This window comes from Thioalkalivibrio sp. AKL6, assembly GCF_000376905.1.
GTDB lineage: Bacteria > Pseudomonadota > Gammaproteobacteria > Ectothiorhodospirales > Ectothiorhodospiraceae > Thioalkalivibrio > Thioalkalivibrio versutus.
In genome coordinates this window covers 381,112-396,449 of record NZ_AQXS01000010.1, presented here as the reverse complement: position 1 = coordinate 396,449, position 15,338 = coordinate 381,112, and the positions used below count along the sequence as shown (strand labels likewise).

16 protein-coding genes are annotated in these 15,338 nt (G+C 65.1%); all 16 read left to right on the top strand.

Annotated features, from left to right (window positions below):
• Positions 1–35 precede the first annotated feature (35 nt).
• The 16 genes from D575_RS0109860 to D575_RS0109785 all read left to right on the top strand — a co-directional run bounded on the left by D575_RS0109860 (position 36) and on the right by D575_RS0109785 (position 15,338).
• Entirely contained in the window at positions 36–1,124 is a 1,089-nt protein-coding gene (locus D575_RS0109860) for a flagellar hook-length control protein FliK (protein WP_018145754.1), read from the top strand.
• 310 nt (positions 1,125–1,434) lie between these two features.
• Positions 1,435–1,932 carry a flagellar basal body-associated protein FliL gene (gene fliL, locus D575_RS0109855; protein ID WP_018145753.1) on the top strand — a complete coding sequence of 166 codons (498 nt, stop codon included), beginning with the start codon at positions 1,435–1,437 and terminating at the stop codon, positions 1,930–1,932.
• Positions 1,933–1,942: 10 nt separating this feature from the next.
• Positions 1,943–2,917 carry a flagellar motor switch protein FliM gene (gene fliM, locus D575_RS0109850; protein WP_018145752.1) on the top strand — a complete coding sequence of 325 codons (975 nt, stop codon included), beginning with the start codon at positions 1,943–1,945 and terminating at the stop codon, positions 2,915–2,917.
• Positions 2,918–2,927: 10 nt separating this feature from the next.
• Positions 2,928–3,530, top strand: a complete 603-nt coding sequence (gene fliN, locus D575_RS0109845; protein ID WP_018145751.1) for a flagellar motor switch protein FliN — start codon at positions 2,928–2,930, stop codon at positions 3,528–3,530.
• A gap of 2 nt (positions 3,531–3,532) precedes the next feature.
• Positions 3,533–3,979, top strand: a complete 447-nt coding sequence (gene fliO, locus D575_RS0109840; protein ID WP_018145750.1) for a flagellar biosynthetic protein FliO — start codon at positions 3,533–3,535, stop codon at positions 3,977–3,979.
• A complete protein-coding gene (gene fliP, locus D575_RS0109835; protein WP_018145749.1) occupies positions 3,979–4,731 on the top strand; it encodes a flagellar type III secretion system pore protein FliP in 753 nt (250 codons plus the stop codon). The genes fliO and fliP overlap by 1 nt, the downstream gene beginning before the upstream one ends.
• A 9-nt stretch (positions 4,732–4,740) precedes the next feature.
• On the top strand, positions 4,741–5,010 hold the full coding sequence (fliQ, locus tag D575_RS0109830) for a flagellar biosynthesis protein FliQ (RefSeq protein ID WP_018145748.1): 270 nt from the start codon (positions 4,741–4,743) through the stop codon (positions 5,008–5,010).
• A gap of 4 nt (positions 5,011–5,014) precedes the next feature.
• Positions 5,015–5,788, top strand: a complete 774-nt coding sequence (fliR, locus tag D575_RS0109825) for a flagellar biosynthetic protein FliR (RefSeq protein WP_018145747.1) — start codon at positions 5,015–5,017, stop codon at positions 5,786–5,788.
• A 1-nt stretch (position 5,789) separates the two neighbouring features.
• A complete protein-coding gene (gene flhB / locus D575_RS0109820; RefSeq protein WP_018145746.1) occupies positions 5,790–6,941 on the top strand; it encodes a flagellar biosynthesis protein FlhB in 1,152 nt (383 codons plus the stop codon).
• Positions 6,941–9,043 (top strand): flagellar biosynthesis protein FlhA, encoded by a 2,103-nt coding sequence (gene flhA, locus D575_RS0109815; RefSeq protein WP_018145745.1) that lies wholly within the window; start codon positions 6,941–6,943, stop codon positions 9,041–9,043. The genes flhB and flhA overlap by 1 nt, the downstream gene beginning before the upstream one ends.
• 73 nt (positions 9,044–9,116) lie before the next feature.
• Positions 9,117–10,361, top strand: coding sequence for a flagellar biosynthesis protein FlhF (gene flhF / locus D575_RS0109810; protein WP_018145744.1), 1,245 nt, complete (start codon positions 9,117–9,119; stop codon positions 10,359–10,361).
• Complete coding sequence (locus D575_RS0109805; protein WP_018145743.1) at positions 10,348–11,172, top strand: MinD/ParA family protein; 825 nt, start codon at positions 10,348–10,350, stop codon at positions 11,170–11,172. Before flhF ends, D575_RS0109805 begins: the two co-directional genes overlap by 14 nt.
• A complete protein-coding gene (locus tag D575_RS0109800; RefSeq protein ID WP_018145742.1) occupies positions 11,169–11,936 on the top strand; it encodes an RNA polymerase sigma factor FliA in 768 nt (255 codons plus the stop codon). The genes D575_RS0109805 and D575_RS0109800 overlap by 4 nt, the downstream gene beginning before the upstream one ends.
• A 41-nt stretch (positions 11,937–11,977) precedes the next feature.
• Positions 11,978–12,358 (top strand): chemotaxis response regulator CheY, encoded by a 381-nt coding sequence (cheY, locus tag D575_RS0109795; protein WP_018145741.1) that lies wholly within the window; start codon positions 11,978–11,980, stop codon positions 12,356–12,358.
• Positions 12,359–12,453: 95 nt separating this feature from the next.
• On the top strand, positions 12,454–13,230 hold the full coding sequence (locus D575_RS0109790) for a protein phosphatase CheZ (protein ID WP_018145740.1): 777 nt from the start codon (positions 12,454–12,456) through the stop codon (positions 13,228–13,230).
• A gap of 44 nt (positions 13,231–13,274) precedes the next feature.
• Positions 13,275–15,338 carry a chemotaxis protein CheA gene (locus tag D575_RS0109785; protein ID WP_018145739.1) on the top strand — a complete coding sequence of 688 codons (2,064 nt, stop codon included), beginning with the start codon at positions 13,275–13,277 and terminating at the stop codon, positions 15,336–15,338.

Genomic DNA, 15,338 nt, shown 5'->3' with positions numbered 1-15,338 from the left:
CCCGGGGATCCACCCGGCACACCGAGGATTCGGAGATGATCGCGACACAGAACACCGGTCAGGGCATGCTGCCGCTGCTGCAATTGCTGGGCGGCGAGGCATCGCTGCAGGACCTGGACGACCTGAAGGGGCTGAAAGGGAAGGACGGCGAGGGGTTCCTCGCGGTTCTGGAGCCGCAGATGGAGGCCTTGCTGGCGAACCTGGGCGTGCCCGGGGACGAGCTGGAAGGGCTCGATCTGGAAGCCATGCTGGCGCGGCTGCAGGATCTACTCGACGGGCAGGGTTTCGCCGCGGGCGACGAGGCGGGGGGCAAGGGCTTGCCGGTCGCCAGCCTGATGGCGGCAGTGCAGGAACCGGGGCGTATGGACGCGGCCCGTGGGGAGGCGAGCGCCTCTGGCCGCGGGGGTGCCGAGGGCCAGGCGTTGCCGGTCAAGCCCCTGCCTGCAGCTGTCATGCGCCTGTTTGTCGAGGCCAGCCAGGCGGCAGGCGGGCACGACGGCCTGGCCGCATTGAAGCCCGAATTGCTGGGCGCGCAGGGCGGACTGTCGCGGGACGGCGTGCTCGATGTCCTCGCCCAGTGGATGACCCAGGGCGGGGACGACGAGTCGCGCCGCGGGCGTACCGACCCCCTGGGGGGCGTCCTGCCGGCTCTCGCCGGTGGGCAGGCCGAGGGGGCGGAGGCCGCGCGTGCGCTGCCGCGACTGGACCTGACCCGGCTCCTGCAGCAGCCCAATGGGGCCCGCGAGCTGGCCGATCAGGTGCGCATGCTCGCCCAGGCACAGGGTGGTCGAACCGAGCTCAAGCTGCATCCCCCGCAGCTGGGCAGTCTGGATATTCGGGTGCTGGTCGAGGGTGACCGCACAAGCATCCAGTTCATCAGCGCCAATCCGGTGACCCGCGAGGTGCTGGAGGCGGCCATGCCGCGCTTGCGCGACAGCCTCGCCGAGAGCGGGCTGATGCTCGAGGACGCGACCGTCTCCGACCAGGCGGCCGAGGAGCAGGCCGAGCAGGATGAGCGCCAGACCGCCGCCGGGACCGCTTCGGAGCTGGACGAGGCCGAAGACAACGAGAATGAGGGCAGCACGCTCTCGATGCTGAATCGGCGACTGGATCTGTTTGCCTGAGGCGAGCTCGGCGCGGGCTCGGTCTTGCGCTATCCGATGGGCAGCCGGCGGTATCCGTGACCTGCCCCATCGGGCCCCTTTCACTGTCGTAGCGATCTTCCATGAGTGCCGCCAAGAATCCGTCTTTCCCGCGCGGCGGGCGGCCGATTCTTGACGTTATCGCCCGTTCCTTCCCCGGAAGTGTCCTTCCTCCCCCTCCAGTACTGGTCGCTAACTATTGGATAAAGCGATAGAAAGCCAATGCTGGCATCGGCCTTGCTAGGGTCTTTTCCGAGAGCAAATCCTCGGTTTACCGGATAGCGGGTGCGACATGGCGAAGAAGGAAGTCAATCTGGACGACGAAGAAGGCGGCACCCCGAAGAAGGGCGGCATGGGCAAGCTGCTTGTGCTGCTGCTGATCGTGATTCTGCTGGTGGGCGGCGGGGCCGCTGCGGCCTGGTTCTTCCTGGTTGCGGGCGACGAGGCTGCCGAACAGGTGGTGGAAGGCCCTCCTGAGCGCTTCTACACCAGCCTGGAGCCGATGACTGTCAACATTGAAGCGCCGGGCCGCATCCGCTATCTGCGTGCCGAGGTGAGCCTGGTGACGCACGAGGCGCCGGTGATCGAGGCGTTCGAGCGGCATATGCCGGCGATCCGCAACGACATCCTGGGCATCCTGGCGGAACAGCGTTACGAGGATCTGAATACGCGGGATGGCAAGGAATCGCTGGCGGAGGAGCTGAAGGAAGCAATCCGCGAGATTCTGCGCTCGCGGGATGCGCCGGACGCGGTCGAGGCCGTGTTGTTCAACGAACTGGTGATGCAGTAGGAGCCCCGTTATGGCGCAGACGGATATCCTCAGCCAGGACGAGATCGATGCCCTCCTGCATGGTGTGGACGAGGGCGACGTCGAGACCGAAGACCCGTATCCGAGTGACGGTGAGGCGCGGGAATTCAACTTTGCCACGCAGGATCGCATCGTCCGTGGGCGCATGCCCACGCTGGAGATGATCAACGAGCGCTTTGCGCGTCAGCTCCGGGTCCGTCTGTTCAATGTACTGCGCCGCTCGGCCGAGATCTCGGTGGTCGGCACGCGTATCACCAAGTTCTCCGAGTACATGCACTCGCTGTTTGTCCCCACCAGCCTGAATCTGGTGCGGGCGCATCCGCTGCATGGCACCGGCTTGTTCGTGTTCGATCCCAAGCTGGTGTTCATCCTGGTCGACAACTTTTTCGGTGGCGACGGACGCTACTACACCCGCATCGAGGGACGAGACTTCACCCCGATGGAGATGAAGGTCGTCCACGGCGTGCTGGAGGGGGCCTTCGAGGATATGCAGAAGGCCTGGCAGCCGGTGATGGAGCTGAAGTTCGAGTTCCTGAACTCCGAGGTCAACCCGCAGTTCGCGAACATCGTCTCGCCGACCGAGATCGTGGTCATCAGCGAGTTCCACATCGAGCTCGACGGGGGCGGCGGCAACCTGCACGTGACCCTGCCGTACTCGATGATCGAGCCGATCCGCGAGCAGCTGGATACCGGCATCCAGTCGGATCGCTCCGACGTCGACCAGCGCTGGATGCACGCGCTGCAGGAGGAGATCCAGACCGCCGAGGTCGAGATCAGCTCCATGCTGGCGGAGACCGAGGTCACCGTGCGCGAGCTACTGGATATCCAGCCGGGCGACATCATCCCGGTGGACCTCCCCGAGAAGATCACCTTGCAGGTCGAAGACATCCCGATGTTCCGCGGGAAGTTCGGCGTATCCAATGGCATGAATGCGATCCAGGTTTCGGAACGCATTATCAAACGATAGAGGGCGCAGCATGGCTGACACCGACGATCCCAAACAGGACACCCCGGCCGTGGATGAAGATACCGCGGGCGCTGAAACCATGGCCGAGACCGAAGGCGGTAGCGACGACCAGGCGCTGGCCGACGAATGGGGGGCCGCTCTGGCGGAACAGTCCGCCCTGGCCGAACAGAAGGATGACGAAGAGGCCGCCGACCCGGACGCCCTGCTGAACGAGGCGCAAGGCGGTGGGGGTGCCGCGTCCGCGCAAGCGGCGCCGAAGACCGAGAAGAAGGAACGCAAGCACAAGCCGGATTCGGCCGCGGAGGCGCTGCAGCCGGAACAACTGTCGGGCGTGGTGCAGGGCGACGGCGAGGAGATGAACCTGGAGATGGTGCTGGACGTGCCGGTGACCATCGCCATGGAGATCGGTCGCACGCGCATCCCGATCCGCAACCTTCTGCAGCTGAACCAGGGCTCGGTGGTGGAGCTGGACCGTCTGGCCGGGGAGCCGCTGGACGTGCTGGTGAACGGCACGCTGATCGCGCACGGCGAGGTCGTGGTGGTCAACGAGAAGTTCGGTATCCGGCTGACCGATGTGATCAGCCCCAGTGAGCGCATCCGCAAGCTCAAATAGCCATGAATCCACGTAATACGCGCAGTTCGGCCCTCGTCCTGGCGGCCGTCACGGGGACCCTCTGGCCTTTGACTGCCCTTGCGGAGGGTGGCAGTGGCGGGGCCGCGGCCTATCTGACCCAGCTAATCGGCGGTCTGGTACTGGTGATCGGTGCCATTGTGGTGCTGGGCTGGATCCTGCGCCGGACCCAGGGCGGACTGAACCGCGGCTCGCAGGTGATCGAGATCGTCGCGGCACGCTCGGTGGGCACGCGCGAGCGTCTGGTGCTGGTTCAGGTGGGCGATGAACAGGTGCTGGTGGGCGTGGCGCCTTCGGGCATGCGCACCCTGCACACGATGCGCGAGCCGGTGGTGGCGCCGGCCGGGGAGACGCCGGATTTCTCCAGCGCACTCAAGCGCGCCGTGACCCGCCGGGCTCCGCCCGGTAGCAGCGAGCGGGGGCAGTCGTGATGGCGCTGTTCCTGCGGTTCGCGCTGGCACTGGGCCTGCTGCTCCTGCCGGGCCTCGCCGGGGCCCAGGTGGCGCAGGGCATCGAGGCCCTGACCGTGACCACCAACGGAGACGGGGGCGAGACCTACTCGGTCACGCTGCAGATCATCCTGTTGATGACGCTGCTGACCCTGCTGCCGTCGATCCTGATCATGATGACCTCCTTCACCCGGATCATTGTGGTGCTGGCGATCCTGCGCCAGGGCCTGGGCACGACCCAGACACCCTCGAACCAGATCCTGATCGGTTTGGCCTTTTTCCTGACCCTGTTCGTGATGGCCCCGGTGCTCGACGAGATCTACGAGACCGCGTTTGTGCCCTACGTGAACGAGGAGATCGGGACGGAGGAGGTGATCGAGGCGGGGGTGCAGCCGTTGCGCGAGTTCATGTTGATGCATACCCGCGAAAGCGATATCGCGATGTTTGCCGAGATCAACGGGATCGACGGATTCGAGGAGGCGGATGACATCCCGTTGAACCTGCTGGTGCCAGCGTTCATTACCAGCGAGCTCAAGACCGCATTCCAGATTGGCTTCCTGATCCTGATCCCGTTCCTGATCATCGACCTGGTGGTGGCCTCGGTCCTGATGTCGATGGGGATGGTGATGCTCTCCCCGCTGATTATCTCGCTGCCGTTCAAGGTGATGCTGTTCGTTCTGGTGGACGGCTGGGCGCTGATGATGAACACCCTTGCCACCAGTTTCTTCGTGTAGGAGAGCGCGATGACCCCCGAACTCGTTGTGGATATCGGTCGCGAGACGCTGACCGTGGTGGTCCTGCTGGCCGCGCCGCCGCTGCTGACGGCGCTGGCCGTGGGTCTGACCATCGGGATGCTGCAGGCAGCGACCCAGATACAGGAAATGACCCTGTCGTTCATCCCCAAGCTGCTGGCGATGTTCGCGGCGCTGCTGATCAGCGGGCACTGGATGCTGGCGTTGTTGATCGACTACACCGAGCGCCTCTACGAGGGTGCGCCGGGGATGGTGGGGTAGGCATATGGCCCTGGCGGCGGAACAGCTGGTGCTGTGGGTGGGGGCGGTCCTGTGGCCGTTCGCCCGCATTGGCGCCATGCTCGTCGCCATGCCGATCTTCGGTGCGGATACGGTCAATGCGCGGGTGCGCATGGGGCTGGCGCTGTTGCTGGCGATCTTCGTGGCCATGCAGGGGCCGGTCCTGCCGGATATCGATCCGCTCAGCCTGGAGGGCGTGCTGGTCACCCTGCACCAGATCGCGATCGGCGTGTTCATGGGTTTTATCCTGCAAATGGTGTTCTCGGCCGTGACCCAGGCGGGCGAGGTGGTCGCACTGGGCATGGGCCTGGGTTTTGCCTCGATCATGGATCCGGCCCAGGGCGTGCAGGTCCCGGTGGTTTCCACCATCTTTGTGATCTTCTCGACCCTCCTGTTCCTGGCGATGAACGGCCATCTGATTGCTCTGGAGCTGATGCTGACCAGCTTCGAGACCATGCCGATCGCGCCGACCGGTCTGAACGCCGAGGCCTTCTACGCCCTGGTGGGCTTCGGCTCCACGATGTTTGTGGGAGCGGTGCTGGTGGCGTTGCCGGCGGTTGCCTCGCTCTTGTTGGTGAATATCTCCATGGGGGTCATCACCCGCGCGTCCCCGCAACTCAACATCTTCGCGGTGGGTTTCCCGATGATGATCCTGATCGGGTTCGTACTGATGATGTTGATCCTGCCGGGCCTGCCCGAACGCTTCGGCGAGCTGATGCTCGAGGGCTTTAACCTGATGCAGACCCGGATGGGCTTCTGAGATGGCCGAGAACGAGAGCGGACAGGAAAAAAGCGAAGAGCCCACTCCGAAACGCCTGCGCGAGGCGAAGGAGAAGGGGCAGGTCCCGCGCTCGCGCGAGCTGAGCACCTTTCTGGTGCTGATGGCGGGCGGGAGCTTCCTGCTGATGTACGGCCCGAACATGGGGGCGCAACTTACTGAACAGATGAGCAGTCGCCTGGATTTCGAACGCGAAATGGCCTACGACTCGTCGCTGCTGTTGCCGTACCTGTCCCAGGAGATTTTCCGTACCCTGCAGACCCTGTTCCCGTTGTTCGGCGTACTGATCGTAGCCGCGGTACTCGCGCCGATCGTGATCGGCGGGGCCAATTTTTCCTGGAAGGCCGCCGCGCCCAAGGTCTCCAAGCTGAATCCCGGGAAGGGCCTCAAGCGAATCTTCTCCTGGCAGGGGCTGATGGAGTTCGGCAAGACCTTCGCCAAGTTCGTACTGATCAGCAGTGTCGCGGTCGCCGTGCTGGCCACCTTCTCCGACCGGCTGCTGATGCTTGGCTACGAACCGGTCCATCAGGGCATCATCCATGCCGCCCAGCTGGTGCTGGGCACGTTCATCGCGGTCTCGGCGGCCCTGATCGTGGTCGCCGCCATTGATGCGCCGTTCCAGATGTGGAATCACCAGAAGCAGTTGCGCATGACCCGTCAGGAGGTCAAGGACGAGTACAAGGAGACCGACGGCAAGCCGGAGGTCAAGCAAAAGATCCGTCAGTTGCAGCAGGAGATGGCGCAGCGGCGAATGATGGAAGAGGTCCCCAAGGCCGACGTGATCATCACCAACCCGACCCACTATGCGGTGGCTATCGTCTACGAGGCCTCGCGCATGGCGGCACCGAAGGTGGTGGCCAAGGGCGTCGACGAGGTGGCCGCCTCGATCCGCGCAGTCGGGGACGAACACGCCATCATCCGTGTCGAGGCCCCGCGCGTGGCCCGCGCCATCTATTTCACCACCGATCTGAACCAGGAAGTGCCCAACGGTCTGTTCGTGGCCGTGGCGCGCATCCTGGCGTACGTCTACCAGCTCAAGCGGGCCGATGCCGACGCGCAGATGCCGGATGACCTTCCAGTGCCCGAGGACTATCTCGATCCCGACAAGCAACGCGGCCCGCGGAGGGATCGCTAATGGCCTTCTTTGACCGTCTGGGTAACGTGGGCAAGTGGGGGCTGGGGGCGCCGATCCTGCTGATCGCGATGCTCTCGATGATGGTGCTGCCGCTGCCGCCGCTGGCGCTGGACGTGCTGTTCACCTTCAATATCGCGCTGTCGCTGGTGGTGATCATGGTTGCGGTGTACACCCCGCGGCCGCTGGAATTCGCGGTCTTCCCGACCGTGTTGCTGGTCGCCACGCTGCTGCGCCTGGCGCTGAACATCGCCTCCACCCGCGTGATCCTGCTGGAAGGCCACACCGGCACGGATGCCGCCGGCAAGGTGATCCAGGCCTTCGGCGACTTCGTGGTCGGCGGCAACTACACCGTGGGGCTGGTGGTGTTCGCGATCCTGATCATCATCAACTTCGTGGTGGTGACCAAGGGGGCCGGGCGTGTGTCCGAGGTCAGCGCCCGCTTTACCCTGGACTCCATGCCCGGCAAGCAGATGGCGATCGACGCCGACCTGAACGCCGGCATCCTGACTCAGGAAGAGGCGCGCAAGCGCCGCGAGGAGATTGCCAGCGAGGCGGACTTCTACGGCTCCATGGACGGTGCCTCCAAGTTCGTCCGCGGCGATGCCATCGCGGGGATCCTGATCCTGTTCGTAAACATCATCGGCGGGCTCACCATCGGTGCGGTGCAGCACGGCATGTCGATTGGCGATGCCGCGACCAACTACGTATTGCTGACCATCGGCGACGGCATCGTCGCCCAGATCCCGTCGCTGGTGCTGTCCTCCGCCACCGCGATCATCGTGACCCGCGTGACCAGCAGCCAGGACATGGGCCAGCAGGTGTACGGGCAGATGTTCTCCAACCCGCGGGTCCTGTACGTCGCGGGTGGCGTGATCGGCGCGCTGGGCGTCGTGCCGGGCATGCCGAACGCCGTGTTCCTGGGGCTGGCGGCGCTGATCTTTGGCTGGGCCTATCTGCTCAAGCGCCGGAGCCGCGAGGCCGAGGTGGAAGTGGAGCGCATCCCGCAGGAAGACGAGGGCGGGGCGCGTTCGGAGGATCGCGACCTGACCTGGGAAGATGTCCCGCCGGTGGATCTGGTCTCCCTTGAAGTCGGCTACCGCCTGATCCCGCTGGTGGACCGTACCCAGGACGGCCAGTTGATGGGACGGATCAAGGGCGTGCGCCGCAAGCTGTCGCAGGAGCTCGGCTTCCTGCTGCAGCCGGTGCACATCCGCGACAACCTGGAGCTCAGTCCGAACGCCTATCGGATCAGCCTGCTGGGGGTCACTGTGGCCGAGGCCGAGGTATTCCCCGACCGCGAACTGGCGATCAATCCAGGCGAGGTCTTCGGCACCGTGCCGGGCACCCCGACCAAGGACCCGACCTTCAACCTGGATGCCCTGTGGATCGACCCGTCGGATCGCGACCAGGCCCAGGGCGCCGGCTATACCGTAGTCGACTGTTCCACGGTGATTGCGACGCATTTGTCGCAGGTGTTCCGCGAGAACGCCCACCGCATGATCGGGCACGAGGAGGCACAGCATCTGCTGGATCAGCTGGCGCGGCATTCGCCGAAGCTGGTAGAGAACCTCGTGCCCAAGACGCTGTCGCTTTCGATCGTGCTGAAGGTGTTGCAGAACCTGCTGGCCGAGCAGGTCTCGATCCGCGACCTGCGCACGATCGCCGAAACCCTGGCAGACGACGGGGTGAAGAGTCAGGATCCCGGCACTTTGACCGCTGCGGTGCGCGTCGCGCTGTCGCGCTCCATCGTCCAGGACCTTGTGGGACCGGAGGATGAGCTGCCACTGATTGCCCTGGACCCATCGCTGGAACAGCTCTTGCATAAGTCCCTGCAGGGCAGCTCGGGTGGCACGGTTGGACTGGAGCCCGGGCTGGCGGAACGGTTGCAGCGTTCGGTTGCGGACGCGGCGCGCCGCCAGGAGACAGCCGGTCAAGCGGCGATCCTGGTGGTGGCACCGGAGATCCGTTCCTGGATTGCCGGCTGGTTGCGCGGCGCGGTTCGCAGCCTGACCGTCCTGGCGTTTACCGAGATCCCCGACAACCGGCGGATTCGGGTAGTGGCCACGGTCGGTCAGGAAGAAACAGCGAAGCAGTCCGCATGAGACATAGGGGTTCCGCCGCGCGAGCGGCGCAGGAGATCAAAGCATGAATGTCAGACGATATCGGGCCCGGGACATGCGCGACGCCATGCGTCAGGTGCGCGAACAACAGGGAGAGGATGCCGTGATCCTCTCCAGTCGCCGGGTGGATGGTTGGTTGGAGGTGGTCGCCGCCCTGGAGGATGGCGAGTCCTCGGAGCCGGTGCGCGAGCCGGAGGCTGCAAAACCGGCCCGCGAGGCGCGTACCGCCGACCGCGCCCCGAATTCGGCGGCGCCTTCCTGGCCGGCCGATCCCGAGCTCACCGCGATGCGCCAGGAGTTGCGTGACCTGCGCAGCCTGATGACGCGTCAGTATGCGGAGAGTGACGAGGCTCGCTGGGCGGCCCGTCATCCGCTGGCGGCAGAATGCAAGGTCCGCCTGATCGACCGCGGCTTTAGTGAATCGCTGGCGCGCAGCCTGGCGGGCAGCATCCTCGATGACAGCTCCCCCGAGCAGGCTTGGGAGCGTCTCCGCGCGCGGCTTTCGGGCGCGATTGCCACGCATCGCCCGGCGATCCTGGACGAAGGTGGGCTGCTGGCGATGGTGGGTCCGACCGGTGTCGGCAAGACCACCACGCTGGCACGGATCGCGTTGCGCCAGATCCGTCGGATGGGACCGGATTCGGTTACGCTGGTGACCCTCGATAGCCAGCGCATCGGTGCAACACGGCAGTTGCAAGCCTTCGCCCAGATGGCGGGGATCTCGGTGCGCGTGCTGCAGAATGCGCGCGAACTGCGCGATCTGGCGCGGCGCGTGGACGATGGCCACCTGATCCTGGTGGATACCGCTGGGCAGGCGCCGCGCGCGGTGGAGGAGGAGTCGCTGTTCGCGCATCTGCCGCCGGATATCCGCGCCGAGAGCTGGTTGGTCGTGTCGGCCACGACCCAGGGCAGTACGTTGCGGCGGGTGCTGGAGGCGTTTCGCAAGGCGGATCCCTCGGCGCTGGTGCTGACCAAGCTGGACGAGGCAGAACAGCTGGGCGAGGTCCTGTCGGTCCTGCTGGATCAGCACCTGGGACTTGGGTTCGTGAGCGATGGCCAGCGCATTGCCGAGGATTTTCACCGGGTTGATACGGGGTATCTGACCCGTCTGGCGCTGGACGACGACGCGGAGGGCGCGCGGGCGGGTGGCAATGCCCGTGAGACCTGGGCTGCCGAACGGCTTGCCGAAATGGAACCGCCGGGGCGCTCGCGCTCGCCTCTGCGCCCGGCGCAGGGGGCCGAGCCGGCAACACTGGAACTGATTCAGCCGGTTGGAAAGGGGCGTTATGCCACGCACTAACAAGCCGTTGAAGGTCATTGCGGTCGCCTCGGGTAAGGGCGGGGTCGGGAAGACCAACGTGTCGGTCAATCTGGCGGTCGGCCTGGCCCGGTTGGGCCGCGAGGTGATGCTGTTCGATGCGGATCTGGGTCTGGCCAACGTGGACCTGTTGCTCGGGATGCGCCCGGAGCGCAGCCTGCATGATCTGGTGACCGGCGCGGTGGACAGCCTGGACGATGTCCTGGTCCAGGGGCCGGACGGGGTGAAGGTGGTCCCGTCGGCCTCCGGTATCGCGGCGATGGCGAACCTCACGCCGGCCGAGCACGCAGGGCTGATCCATGCCTTCAGCGCCTACCGCAGGCCGCTGGATGTCCTGATCGTGGACACCGCCGCAGGCCTGCAGGAGTCGGTGACTTCGTTCTGCCGGGCGGTACAGGAGACCCTGGTGGTGGTCTGCGACGAGCCGGCTTCGATTACCGATGCCTATGCCTTGATCAAGGTGCTGCACCGTGACCACGGCCTGCGGCGTTTCCGCATGGTCACGAACATGGTCAGCGGGCGCGAGGGGGCGGAGCGGCTGATGCAGAAACTCAATACCGTCTGCGGCAAGTACCTGCCGGAGGTGGTCCTGGACTTGGCCGGCTATATCCCCATGGACGAACATCTGCGCAAGGCCGTGCAGAAAAGGGCGCCGGTGGTTCAGCAGTATCCCGGCAGTCCGGCCGGCAAGGCGTTTGCCGACCTGGCACACACGGTGGATCGCTGGCCAGTCGGTGGGGGTGACCACGGGGGCGTCGGGTTCTTCGTGGAACGAATGCTGCAGAGCGCATGATGACGACGCGTAATCGCCTTTCCGGCTACCAGGCGACGTCCACCGCGACCGGTGGACACGAGAAGTTGATTGCCGATCACGTTGAACTGGTGCATCGCATCGCGCACCACCTGATGGCCCGTCTGCCGGCGTCGGTCCAGGTCGATGATCTGATCCAGGCCGGCATGATCGGTCTGCTGGAGGCGGCGCGGCAGTTCGAGGGCGGGCAGGGGGCGACCTTTGCCACCTACGCCGGGATCCGCATCCGCGGTGCGATGATCGACGAGTTGCGTCGCAGTGACTGGACGCCACGTTCGGTGCATCGCAACAGCCGGCGTATGGCCGCCGCGATCCAGAGTGTCGAGGCCCGCGAGGGGCGTGCGGCGCGTGGGAGCGAGGTGGCGGCCGAGCTGGACGTGCCTATCGATGACTATTACGACATGCTCAAGGACCACGCCGGGGCCCATCTGTTTGCACTGGACGATCTCGGCGGCGGGGATGACGGGGCCGATCGTGTGATCGAGGGGCAGGAAGTCTCGCCGTCGCGTAGCCTTGAGGCTGGCGAGTTTCGCGAGGAGTTGGCCGAGGCCCTTGGGGATCTGCCTGAACGCGAACGCCTGGTGCTTTCGCTGTATTACACCGAAGAACTGAATCTGCGCGAGATCGGGGCTGTTCTGGGCGTGACCGAGTCGCGCGTGAGCCAGATTCGCAGCCAGGCGGTCATTCGGCTGCGCGCGCGCATGGGGTCGTGGCTCGAAGACGGCGCGGCTTTGCAGTTATTCTAAAACTCACCTTACGAATCCCGGAGTGACGTGTGGACAAGGGAATGAAAATTCTCATCGTGGACGATTTTTCCACGATGCGGCGCATTATCAAGAACCTCTTGCGAGATCTTGGCTTCAATAATACGCAGGAAGCCGACGACGGCAGCACCGCGCTGCCGATGCTGCAAAATGGTGACTTCGACTTCCTGATTACCGACTGGAACATGCCCAACATGCCGGGCATCGACCTGCTGAAGGCCGTCCGCGCGGATGCCAACCTGAAGTCGATGCCGGTGCTGATGGTGACGGCCGAGGCCAAGCGCGACCAGATCGTGGAGGCCGCGGAGGCGGGTGTGAACGGTTATGTGGTCAAGCCGTTTACCGCTGAAACGCTGAAGGAAAAGATCGACAAGATCTTCGAACGTATTGAAGCACAGGGCTAAGGATCGCCCGGTGGTGAATACGGACGACGTCCGTCTCGCTTGCGCGGGTGGGCGTGACCCGGCTCCTTCGGCGCCGTACCAGCAAGAGGCTCCTCATGACTGAACAGGAACACCCCCCACGCGACGGTCAGCTCGAGCTGGCCCGACAACTGGTGCAGACGCTCGAGGCGGGCGACGACGCGGCGGCGCGCGCACTGGTGCAGGATCTTGCGCGTCCTTACGACCGCGAGCTCTTCGACGAACTGGGCAAGCTGACGCGCGACCTTCACGAGGCCTTGCAAAGCTTCCGTGGGGACTCGCGTCTGGTAGAGCTGACCCAGGCGGAGATCCCGGATGCGAAGGAACGCCTGAACTACGTGGTCACCATGACCGAGCAGGCCGCGCACGCCACGATGGGCGCCATCGAGTCGAGCCTGCCGATCGCCGAGTCGTTCAGCCAGCAGGCGGCCGACTTGACCGCCAAATGGACGCGGTTTCGCAACCGGCAGCTCTCGGTGGACGAGTTCCGCGATTTCGCGCGTGAGCTGGACAGCTTCTTCGGGCAGGCGGGCGAGGACGCCGAGGAGTTGCGGCGGCTGCTCTCCGAGGTGCTGATGGCACAAAGTTATCAGGACATTACCGGCCAGGTGATTCGCCGGGTGATCCAGTTGGTGACTGACCTCGAAGAGAACCTCGTTACCCTGATTCGGCTCTCCAGCGGGCGCATGGAGCAGGTCGAAGCGGCCGAAGCGTCGCTGGAACGTGGCGAAGAAGACCGCGAGGCGGACCGCAAGGGCCACGGCCCCAGTGTGCCCAAGACTCAAGATTCCAGCGCAGATGTCGTTCAAGGACAGGACGAGGTGGACGATCTGCTATCAAGCCTGGGCTTCTAGCAGTGCCCCCCATACGACTGGCGCCACGGGACCGGAGAGACTGAATGGCCATCGACCCCAATGACGAAATCCTTCAGGACTTCCTGATCGAGGCCGGGGAACTGCTGGAGGGGCTCAACGAGCAACTCATCGACCTGGAACAGAATCCGGACGATCGGGATCTGTTGAATGCGGTCTTTCGAAGCTTCCACACCATCAAGGGGGGCGCCGGGTTCTTGAGCCTGGATCCGCTGGTGACGGTGTGTCATCACGCCGAGGACGTCTTCAATCTGCTGCGCAACGGCGAGCGTCGGGCCGATAGCCATCTGATGGACACCATGCTCCGCGTGCTGGACTCCCTGAACGTCATGTTCGGGGATCTGCGCTCCGGAGTGGACCCGACCCCCGCCGATGCCGCGGTGGTCGAGGACCTGCGGCGCATGGCAAAAAACGAAGACGTCGCCGGAGATACCGCCGCGGCGCCGCCCGCGCCTGAACCGGAGCCCTTCCCCGAGCCACAGGCCTCGGCCCCCGGCGACGCCATGGTGGGCGGCGGGGAGGAGATCACGGACGACGAGTTCGAGGCCCTGCTGGATACGTTGCATGGTGACGGTGCCCCGGCACCCGTGGACGCGGCCGTGTCGGGCGGCGCCGGGGCCAGCGAAGACTCGGGCGGCGATCTGATCAGCGACGACGAGTTCGAGAATCTGTTGGACGAGTTGCAGGCCAAGGGCGGAGGTCCGGCATCGCCCGAACCGGCTGCGGACGCCCCTGCGGATCCACTGCCGACCGAGCCTGCGGCAGCGGCGCCCGAGCCGGAAAAAGCGGTAACGCCGGAGCCGGCGGCCGCCGGTGGGCAGGGCGGTGGTGGTGCCCGCGCCGGCGGGGCCGAGGCTGGGGGGCGCCCGGCTCCACAGGGCGAGACCTCCGTGCGCGTGGATACCGAGCGGCTGGACGAGATCATGAACCTGGTGGGCGAGCTGGTTCTGGTGCGAAACCGCTTGAGCATGCTGCGTTCGCAGCATGTTGACGACGAACTGGGCAAGGCGATCAGTTCGCTGGCACTGGTGACCTCCGACCTGCAGACCTCGGTGATGAAGACCCGCATGCAGCCGGTGAAGAAGGTCTTCAATCGCTTCCCTCGAGTGATCCGCGATCTGTCGCGGAATCTGGGCAAGGAGATCGAACTGGAGATCTTCGGCGAGGAAACCGACCTCGACAAGAATCTGGTCGAGGCCCTGTCCGATCCGCTGGTGCATCTGGTGCGGAATGCTGTGGACCATGGCATCGAGACGCCCGATGTGCGCGAAGCGGCGGGCAAGCCGCGCAAGGGTACGGTCGTGCTCGGCGCGGCCCAGGAGGGTGATCACATCGCACTGCTGATCAAGGACGACGGCGGTGGCATGGACCCGCAGGCCCTGCGGCGCAAGGTGGTGGAGAAGGGGCTGATGGAGCCCGCGATGGCCGAACGCATGACCGATCGCGAGGCCTTCAACGTGATCTTCATGGCCGGATTCTCCACCAAGACCGAGATCTCGGACGTCTCCGGCCGCGGGGTTGGCATGGACGTGGTCAAGACCAAGATCTCGCAGCTCAACGGCACCATCGAGATCGATTCCGAGATCGGCGTAGGGACCACGCTGCGGGTGAAGCTGCCCCTGACCCTGGCGATCCTGCCCGCGCTGATGGTGATTCTGGACGGCCGGCGTTTTGCGATCCCGCTGGCCTCGGTCTCCGAGATCCTGGATCTGGATTTGACCAAGACGAATTACGTGGATGATCAGGAAGTCATCATGGTGCGCAAGCACGCCCTGCCAGTCCATTACCTCAAGCGCTGGCTGAAGCCTGGGCACGAGCCTGAGGCGCGCAAGGATGCCCACGTGGTGGTGGTCCATACGGCCGACCGCAAGGTAGGACTGGTGGTGGATGATCTCGTGGGGCAGGAAGAGGTGGTCATCAAGCCGCTCGGCCAGAATCTGCAAGGCGTGAAGGGCCTGGCGGGAGCGACGATCACCGGGGATGGGGGCATCGCCCTGATCCTCGACGTCTCCGACCTGGTGACCATTCTGATGCGGCAACTGCAAATGTCCGGTCGACCGCGCCGCGCGTCGCGCTCGAGCGAGGGCTGA

Excerpts from the sequence above, each read along its gene's own strand:
- flhA (WP_018145745.1), top strand. The coding sequence starts at position 6,941 with ATGGCCTTCTTTGACCGTCTGGGTAACGTGGGCAAGTGGGGGCTGGGG.
- fliR (WP_018145747.1), top strand. The coding sequence starts at position 5,015 with ATGGCCCTGGCGGCGGAACAGCTGGTGCTGTGGGTGGGGGCGGTCCTG.
- D575_RS0109805 (WP_018145743.1), top strand. The coding sequence starts at position 10,348 with ATGCCACGCACTAACAAGCCGTTGAAGGTCATTGCGGTCGCCTCGGGT.
- fliP (WP_018145749.1), top strand. The coding sequence starts at position 3,979 with ATGGCGCTGTTCCTGCGGTTCGCGCTGGCACTGGGCCTGCTGCTCCTG.
- fliM (WP_018145752.1), top strand. The coding sequence starts at position 1,943 with ATGGCGCAGACGGATATCCTCAGCCAGGACGAGATCGATGCCCTCCTG.
- fliO (WP_018145750.1), top strand. The coding sequence starts at position 3,533 with ATGAATCCACGTAATACGCGCAGTTCGGCCCTCGTCCTGGCGGCCGTC.
- fliN (WP_018145751.1), top strand. The coding sequence starts at position 2,928 with ATGGCTGACACCGACGATCCCAAACAGGACACCCCGGCCGTGGATGAA.
- flhF (WP_018145744.1), top strand. The coding sequence starts at position 9,117 with ATGCGCGACGCCATGCGTCAGGTGCGCGAACAACAGGGAGAGGATGCC.
- D575_RS0109860 (WP_018145754.1), top strand. The coding sequence starts at position 36 with ATGATCGCGACACAGAACACCGGTCAGGGCATGCTGCCGCTGCTGCAA.
- D575_RS0109785 (WP_018145739.1), top strand. The coding sequence starts at position 13,275 with ATGGCCATCGACCCCAATGACGAAATCCTTCAGGACTTCCTGATCGAG.
- D575_RS0109790 (WP_018145740.1), top strand. The coding sequence starts at position 12,454 with ATGACTGAACAGGAACACCCCCCACGCGACGGTCAGCTCGAGCTGGCC.
- fliQ (WP_018145748.1), top strand. The coding sequence starts at position 4,741 with ATGACCCCCGAACTCGTTGTGGATATCGGTCGCGAGACGCTGACCGTG.
- flhB (WP_018145746.1), top strand. The coding sequence starts at position 5,790 with ATGGCCGAGAACGAGAGCGGACAGGAAAAAAGCGAAGAGCCCACTCCG.
- fliL (WP_018145753.1), top strand. The coding sequence starts at position 1,435 with ATGGCGAAGAAGGAAGTCAATCTGGACGACGAAGAAGGCGGCACCCCG.
- D575_RS0109800 (WP_018145742.1), top strand. The coding sequence starts at position 11,169 with ATGATGACGACGCGTAATCGCCTTTCCGGCTACCAGGCGACGTCCACC.
- cheY (WP_018145741.1), top strand. The coding sequence starts at position 11,978 with ATGAAAATTCTCATCGTGGACGATTTTTCCACGATGCGGCGCATTATC.